Below are 5,792 nucleotides of genomic sequence, written 5' to 3'. Positions count from 1 at the left end.
CGCCGCCGAGTTGCCCATATGGCTGCATCGGTACAATTGGCACCGTCCGCACGGGAGCCTAAAGTCCAAACCGCCAATCAGTCGCCTGGGCCTGACCAAGGACAACCTGTTGAGGCTCCACAGCTAGGGATGAAATTTGACGGACCCGGCCCCGCTTGCCTCCAACAGGTCGCTCCTGTATGAGAACGGCCATGAACACGCGCGCCACCACCGCTTCCCGTCAGACCGGCTTTGCCGGCGAGACCGTGCGCGCGCTTGCCTCGACCCTGCTTCTTCTCGGCCTTATCGGCGATCGCCGGGCTCGCTGAAGGAGCGCCCGGCGGTCGAGCCGCCGCGCAAGCGCATGCTCCTTGGCAAATCATATCAAGCGAACGAAATTCTGGTAAAGGCGCCGCTTGGCACCACATCCGCCTGAAAGGTGGACCCGCCAGCCGCCGGGAGAAACGACGATGAACGCACGAGAAGACATCCGCGCCAGCGAGGCCGCTACCGGCAAGCAAGGTGGCCGGGGCATGCCGGACGCAGCCCGAAAATATCAGCCCTACCCTACCGTCGGCCTCACCGACCGGACCTGGCCCTCGAAGATCATCGACAAGGCGCCTATCTGGTGCTCGGTCGACCTGCGCGACGGCAACCAGGCGCTGGTCGATCCGATGGGCCACGAGCGCAAGGCGCGCATGTTCGGCCTGCTGCTCGACATGGGCTTCAAGGAGATCGAGATCGGCTTCCCGTCGGCTTCGCAGACCGATTTCGATTTCGCCCGCTGGTGCATCGAGGAAGGCAATGTGCCGGCCGATGTGTCGTTGCAGGTGCTGGTACAGTGCCGGCCCGAACTGATCAGCCGCACCTTCGAGGCGCTGAAGGGCGCCACCAACCCGATCGTGCATTTCTACAACTCGACCAGCGAGTTGCAGCGCCGTGTCGTCTTCGAGAAAGATGTCGGCGGCATCAAGCGCATCGCCACCGACGCCGCCAAGATGATCACCGAGATGGCGGCCAAGGCCGGCGGCGGCTATCGCTTCGAATATTCGCCGGAGAGCTTCACCGGCACCGAACTCGAGGTCGCGCTGGAGATTTGCAACGCCGTCACCGAGATCGTCAGGCCGACGCCTGACAACAAGCTGATCATCAACCTGCCGTCGACGGTCGAGATGTCGACGCCCAATATCTATGCCGACCGCATCGAGTGGATGTGCCGCAATCTCGACAACCGCGAAAACCTGATCATCTCGCTGCATCCGCACAATGACCGCGGCACCGGCATCGCCACGACCGAACTCGGCCTGATGGCAGGCGCCGACCGCGTCGAAGGCACGCTGTTCGGCAATGGCGAGCGCACCGGCAATGTCGACATCGTCACGCTGGCGCTCAACATGTACACGCAAGGCGTCGATCCCGGCATCGACTGCTCCGACATCAACCGGATGAAGGACGTCTACGAATATTCGAACCAGCTGAAGATTCCCGAGCGCCATCCCTATGTCGGCGAGCTCGTCTACACCGCCTTTTCCGGCTCGCACCAGGACGCCATCAACAAGGGCATGAAGGCCTTGAAGAAGGCCAACACGCCGCACTGGGAAGTGCCGTACCTGCCGATCGATCCCGCCGATGTCGGCCGCAGCTACGAGGCCATCATCCGCATCAACTCGCAGTCGGGCAAGGGCGGCATCGCCTATGTGCTGCAGGCCGATTACGGCCTCAATTTGCCGCGCAACCTGCAGATCGAGTTCAGCCAGGCGATCCAGGCGATCACCGACGCCGAAGGCAAGGAAGTGCCGGCAAAGCGTATTCATGACCGCTTCCTCGAAACCTATGTCGACCAGCCGGGCGCCCGGCTGAAATTCCTCGACCACCACACCTATCCGGATACCGAGGTGAAGGGCCGGCGCGTGGTCGAGGCGGTCATCCTCGACAATGGCAAGGAAACGACGATATCGGGCACCGGCACCGGCCCGATCGACGCTTTCGTCGATGCGCTGTCGCGCCATGTCGGCGTCGAGATGTCGGTGCTCGATTATTCCGAGCATTCGATGCAGCGCGGCTCGAATGCGTCGGCCATCTCCTATGTCGAGATGGAATATCCCGGCGGTAAGCTGTTCGGCGCCGGCATCAACACCAACATCGTCGCCGCTTCGCTGGAAGCGGTGACGTCGGCGGCCAACCGTATCGTCGGTCGCAGAGCGCGATAGCATCGGTCGTCGGCGGCGCGGGAGCAGCTCCCTCGCGCCGCCATTTTTTCAAGCCCGCACAAGGCTTTGGCCTCGACTGGCTCCCACGACCATCCCGTGACCGACACCGGCCGGGCCGTTAACCACCGGAAAAATATCCGGTGAGGTACGCGATCACATAATGCGTGTATACTTGTATGGCGGTGCGGGCATTATATGATCCGTGCCTTAACCTGTGCCGACTTCGAGAGGATCGACACTTGCAGCATGCCACGCCTGCCGCCCCCGCAGTGCGCGAAACATTGGAGCGACTGCTTGCCAGCGAAACGTTCGGAAGATCCGAACGGGCACGCAAGCTGTTGCGTTATCTTGTCGAACGCGAACAGGCAGGCGAAGCCGACAGGCTCAAGGGCTTTTCCATCGCCATGGATGTCTTCGGCAAGGATGGCGATTTCGATCCTTCGACCGACGCGGTGGTGCGGGTTCAGGCCGGCCGGCTGCGCGATTTGCTGCAGCAGTATTTTGCCAATGAAGGTGTTGCCGAGCCTGTCCGCATAGCCATTCCGCGCGGCGGCTATGTCCCGGCCTATGAGCTCAACGCAATCCGCTTGCCGGAGACGTCCCAATCCGCCATCCAGAACGGAGCGGCGGTGGCGGCTCCATCGGCGCAACGCGACACTGCCGAAAGTGCCATTCCGGCCGCTGCCTTGCCGGCACCGATGGTCGCGTCGGCGCCGGCGGTGGCACGTCACCTCAGATTTTTCTGGATGGCGATCGCCGTCGTCATCGCCATGCTCGGCGTTTTGATCCTGCGTCAGGGCAGCGGTGCGCTGCTGGCAGGCGGCGACCTTGCGGCCACGCTGGAGACCGCGGGCCTGACCGGCAGCGTCGCGTCGTCCAGCGAGGACTTGCCGCTCGTCTACATCGCCGTCAAGGCCAGCGGCACGGATGCCAGCCGTGTCGCCGCAACGCTGCGCGCCGGCCTGAGCGGCTTCGATACGATCGACTTCATCGGTCGCGACACGGTCGACACGACCGATCCGGTCACCAATGCCACGAGCTTCATCTTCGACATTCTGCCTGGACCGGATACCGGTGACATCACGATCGAACTGCAGAGCGTGGCGACCGGACGGGTCCTTTTGTCGCGCAACCTGACCGCCGCCGACAGCGCACCCACCGCCGTCGAGAGCCGTATAGCCGGCATCTTGACGTCCGCTCTTCCCGATTCCGGCACGATCTATAGCTATCTCGAACAGAGCGGCATACAAGCCGGCCTGACGCGGTGCCTGTTGTTCAACGGCAAATACTATCTCGACCAGAACGCCAGGACCCACGAGGCCGCCTATCGCTGCCTCGAAAACCTCGCCGAAAACGGCGCCAAATCGTCGCTGGTTTATTCCGAGCTCGCTTCGTTGCAGCTTGAGGCCGTGAACGACCACTACGCCTACCCGCCGGATGCGACGATCGACAAGGCGCTTACATTCGCCCACCGCGCCGTGCAGATGGGACCGACCAGCCCCAACGCGCATCGCGCCTATGGCTACATCTATTCGCGACTTGGTAACGCCGACGAGGCGCTGCGCTGGATGCGCAAGGCCTATGACCTTAACCACTACGATATAGCCATGGCTGCCGCCTACGGCTACGGACTGATTTTCGCCGGCCGGTATGCCGAGGGGACGCCGATCCTGGCCCAGGCCGTGGACGCCTCCAGCGGTCATCCGACATGGTGGGATTTTGGACTTTTCGCCGGCGAACTCATGCTTGGCGACACGAACAAGGCGGCGATCGCCAGTTCCTCTCTGAGAACAACCGCAACGAAATCGCATTATCTTGCCGCCCGGCTGATCGGCGCCAAGATCGCCGGTCAGGACAATCTGGCGCGCAAGCTGCTCGACGAGCTGAACGCCAAATTTCCGAAATTCGCCGCCAATCCGCGCGCGACCTTCATTGACCGAAAATATCCGGCCGATCTGACCGAGCGCTTGGTCGGCGCGTTACGCGCCGCCGGACTCGGCAGCGCTGGCTAACGCCAAGCGATATCGACGGCGCTGAGCATTGTCGATTTCGTACGCACCGATCATCGAATATCGCTTAGGCGGCGAGTTCTGTCATCAATCGTACAAATCGCGAAAATTTTACTGGCCATCCCACTAGACGAGGCGCAATCCAGCCGCAATTGACTGTGGTCTCGCGTTTCTCATAGCCCTGCAACAAGCCCCCAGCTTCATGATTTCATCGCTTCATGCCACCGAACAAGGTGCCGGTTCGAAGATCATCGTCCTACTGCATGGTTTCGGCGGCTGCCACGATATTTGGCACGAAGTGGTCCCGTCGCTGTCGCCTGCGGCTCGCACACTCGCTTATGACCTGCCCGGACACGGGCTGTCGCTCGATTTCCCCGGCGCCGGCCCGGCCAAGGTGGCGGCAAGGGCTGTCCTGGCCGATCTCACCGCGCGGTCTCTGAAGCGCGTTCATCTGGTGGGCCACTCGATGGGCGGCGCGGTGGCGGCGCTGATGGCGCTGGCCGAGCCCGAGAAGGTGGCGTCGCTGACGCTTCTGGCGCCTGGCGGCTTCGGCGTGGAGATCAACGGCCCGCTGTTGCGCCGCTTTGCCGCCGCGAGGGGCCCATCCGACATCCGGGCGTGCCTCGTTGCGATGTCGGGACCACTGACGCGGCCCATCGATCACACCGTGGACGCCCTTGCGGAGATGCGCGAGCGACCTGGCCAGGTGGAGAAACTCATCGAGATTGCTGCCGCCATGACCAGCGACGACCGGCAGGGCGTCATCCCGCGCGACCGGTTGGACACCCTGACCATGCCGGTGATGGTGGTATGGGGCAGCGACGATCCTGTGCTGCCCTTTACCCACACGGATAATCTGCCCGCGCAATTTCATGTCCACCACGTGCTGGGGGCTGGCCATATGCTGATAGAGGAGGCGCCTGGGCTGGTTGCCACGATCATCCGGCGCAACATGAACCGCCGCGCCAGGCCCTTGCGCCCGAAACTCGCCGCGACCGGTTGACACGTCCCGCGCGACCTCGCCCGGACGCCTCCCCGCCTTGATCTCGCCAGTGCATTTTGCCGGCGGCTGTGTTAACTGCATGTTAACCAAACCCGCGAGGCCGACGCCGATGAAGGACGCAGGCGAGAAGATCGATCCATCAAGCAAACTGTCCGACGCCATCCGTGACGTGAAGAACGCCTTCGCTGACCGCGACGATGTTGTCGTCGACATGCGCGAGGCGCACCGCATGCGCCTCGACCTCCTGGCCGCGGACCTCGCACCCGTCTTTGCCGATGTTCCAGCCGACATGGACAATTTCGACTTTGTCGTCTCCTCGGGGCTACAGCCGCGCCTATGGATCGACGCCGTCAGCCATGTCGCGATGGGGCGCGACCGCCGCACGTACCGCTTCCTCAAGGACACACGCGTTGGCCGGGTCGTGCTTGCCGAATCGACCGAGATGAAACCTGTCGCCGATTCCGTGACGCGTTATGTCGCCGAGCGCATCGTCGAGCGCCGGAGGATGATGGAGGGTGGCGTCGAGCCGGCGGTCGCCGGCATGAGACGCGCCAAGGTCGCGGAAGCCGAGCCGCCGCTGCGAGCGTCGAC

At 63.2% G+C, this 5,792-nt stretch carries 4 protein-coding genes and 1 pseudogene; all 5 read left to right on the top strand.

Going from position 1 to position 5,792, the window contains the following annotated elements; translation table 11 throughout:
* A pseudogene (locus tag O7A61_RS30660) lies at window positions 1-127 on the top strand (IS481 family transposase); the annotation flags it as partial.
* Window positions 128-449: 322 nt separating this feature from the next.
* Window positions 450-2,189 (top strand): 2-isopropylmalate synthase, encoded by a 1,740-nt coding sequence (leuA, locus tag O7A61_RS30655; RefSeq protein ID WP_337132939.1) that lies wholly within the window; start codon window positions 450-452, stop codon window positions 2,187-2,189.
* Window positions 2,190-2,428: 239 nt separating this feature from the next.
* Window positions 2,429-4,201, top strand: coding sequence for a tetratricopeptide repeat protein (locus tag O7A61_RS30650; protein WP_337132938.1), 1,773 nt, complete (start codon window positions 2,429-2,431; stop codon window positions 4,199-4,201).
* Between the two features lie 199 nt (window positions 4,202-4,400).
* On the top strand, window positions 4,401-5,201 hold the full coding sequence (locus O7A61_RS30645) for an alpha/beta fold hydrolase (protein WP_337132937.1): 801 nt from the start codon (window positions 4,401-4,403) through the stop codon (window positions 5,199-5,201).
* 109 nt (window positions 5,202-5,310) lie between these two features.
* The coding region (locus O7A61_RS30640) for a hypothetical protein (protein ID WP_337132936.1) at window positions 5,311-5,792 on the top strand (482 nt) is incomplete at its 3' end.

Origin of the sequence: Mesorhizobium sp. Cs1321R2N1 (assembly GCF_037179725.1) — a bacterium.
Taxonomy (GTDB): Bacteria; Pseudomonadota; Alphaproteobacteria; order Rhizobiales; family Rhizobiaceae; genus Mesorhizobium; species Mesorhizobium salmacidum.
The sequence above is the reverse complement of the archived record's forward strand: the minus strand, read 5'-3'. Positions and strand labels throughout refer to the sequence as shown.